Source organism: Microcystis sp. LEGE 08355, assembly GCF_015207185.1.
Classification (GTDB): domain Bacteria; phylum Cyanobacteriota; class Cyanobacteriia; order Cyanobacteriales; family Microcystaceae; genus Microcystis; species Microcystis panniformis.
In genome coordinates, this window is the sequence record NZ_JADEXI010000663.1 from 1 (window position 1) to 2374 (window position 2374).

The 2374-nt window shown below is 40.1% G+C and carries 1 protein-coding gene; it reads right to left on the reverse strand.

All coding sequences use genetic code 11. The annotated features are described in order from the left end of the window. Window positions 1-2323: polyketide synthase dehydratase domain-containing protein (locus IQ242_RS22610; protein ID WP_255520709.1), on the reverse strand; the 2323-nt coding region annotated here is incomplete at its 3' end. Window positions 2324-2374 lie beyond the last annotated feature (51 nt).

Below are 2374 nucleotides of genomic sequence, written 5' to 3' on the forward strand. Positions count from 1 at the left end.
TTTCCTTAGCTCTTGTTAAGAAACTAGAGGAAATATCGGTGAATACATATTCGATATGTTCTGTGGGTAAGTGAGGTAAAATGCCAGCAGTAACGGCTCCTGTTCCTCCTCCAATTTCGAGAATTCTTAGGGGATAATGGGGGGGGAAATTCTCAATAGCACGGCTGATTGTGGTGGCGACTAACTGATTCATCAATTTAGCTCCGGCAGCTTCCGAATAAATTGATGCGATCGCTTCTAAATCCCCTTGAGGAAAGAGTAATTCTAATGGCTCAACTTGACGACTCATGACTGCTGCCAAAGCAGAGCCACAACGCTCCATGAGACTAATTTCTGCTGGATAATCGGCAAATTCTTGGCGGAGAATTTTAATTTGCGATGGCGATGAAGGTGCTTCTAATTCTTTGAGGAATAACCAGCCATCTTTTGTCTGATTAACGATTTTTTCTTCAGCTAAAATGCTTAAACATCGAGATAATAAAGGTCGGTAAAAATCGACAATTTGACCCTGATTTGCTATCTGTGCTTCGGAATAAGTTTGACCTAATTTTGGCTGTCCATTAAGTTTTGTTAAGGCTTCCCAGATATAGACAACGCTTAACTTTTCCAAGGCTGCCATTAAGCGCTCATATTGCGCCAATTTTTCCCCTAGTTGTTGTTCTAACTGTGGGGGGTGAATTTGATTTTTAATTACCTGGGGAGCTACTAAAGTGTCTCTGCCATTCCCTAATAATTCCTCGCCAGGCATCCATTCTTCTAGATAGATTTGAGGGGGGATTTCTTGGGGGATAATCTCTTGGGATTGAACGGCTTTTAGTTCTAAGTTGGTGAGGGATGCTAAGGGTTGACCTTGGGGGGAATAGATATCAATATCAGCGATAATAATGTTAGGGTTAGGGGAGGAGTTCTTCAGTCGAACCGCGCTGATTACCTGCTCATCAGGAGGGTGGAAAAATGCCAATTTACCAAGGCGAACAGGAACATAAGTTACTGAGGATTCTTCTTTAAATAAAATGGCAGCAATACCTTGAAAACAAGCATCTAACATAGCAGGATGAAAATGATATTTTTCCCGCTCTAACCTATCGGTTAATTTGATTTGAGCAAAAGCTGTATTTTCCCCCCGCTTCAGTTGATGAATGAGCCGAAAGTTACTCCCGTAATTTATCCCTGATTTTTGATAAGTTTCATAAAAGGAGTTGATATCGACTTCTTCAGGACAATTTTTGGCGATTTCTTCTAAATCACAATGGGTTAAATTAGTTGATTTCAATTCCTCAACTTTTCCAGTAACTAATACTTCCCAATTTGGCTCAAGTGCATGGTAAATTTTAAAGCTGTTTTGCTCAATGATTAACTGTAATGTGTCTTCCGTATCTTTTAAAATTAATGCCTTCTTAAATTCAACATTTTCTAAAATAACTTTTTGATTCTCCCCAGCAGCTAAAGCCATTTCTATTAAGGCAGATGCTGGCAATATGGCCTGATCAAAAACCTGATGTTCTCCTAAAAATGCAGGTTTATGTTGACTAATGCTCCCTCGATATTGAAGGAGAGCTAAGGGAGAAGGAAAATGATCGCCTAGTAAGGGATGTCCAGAGTAATAATTAGGGTTTTTATAGCTAGAAGACTCTGATTTATTGCCAGAATTTATCCAGTAGCGTTTGCGGATAAAAGGCGAATTAGGTAAACTAATTTTTTGCCCTGGATGTGAGCGATGAAAGGCTTCCCAGTTAATATTAAATCCTCTCACATAGAGTTGACCTAGTACCCTTTGCTCATGGTGGTCACTGTGACAATCTTCCCCTAAACTAGATAACCATAGAATTGAATTTACCCCTAACTTTTGACGACCTATATTAATGAGATTGGCACCGATTCCCATTTCTAGGAAGATTTTATATCCCATTTGATGCAGAGTCGAAATTCCCCGGGCGATTTCGTCGGATTTCTGCCTAATCTTTTCCCCTCTATTCACCAAATTTGTGAGAGATTTTTTCACCACTTCACCCTGATAAATTAGGGTAATATCGGGGGAGTTAGAATCGACTTCTGGGGTGCTTTTGAGCAAGGATAAAAGGTCTTCTGAGTTGGGGTTTTGTGGGCTAATTTTAGCGCGTTTCGCCACCAGCTTGACGGTATCTTCAAGGGAAAAAACGCCCGCTTGTTGAGCGGCGAGATATTCCCCTAATCCAGAACCTAAAATTGCAGAAGGAGAAATTCCCCACGATTTCCAGAGTTCACAAAGAGCATATTGATAGGCAAATAATAGCGGTTGCACAGACAAAGAAATCTGAGGCTCTAAGGCTTTTTTAGATGACAATAATTCCTGAAGAGAAAATTCTAAATATTTTTTAAACAGATGCTCGCACTG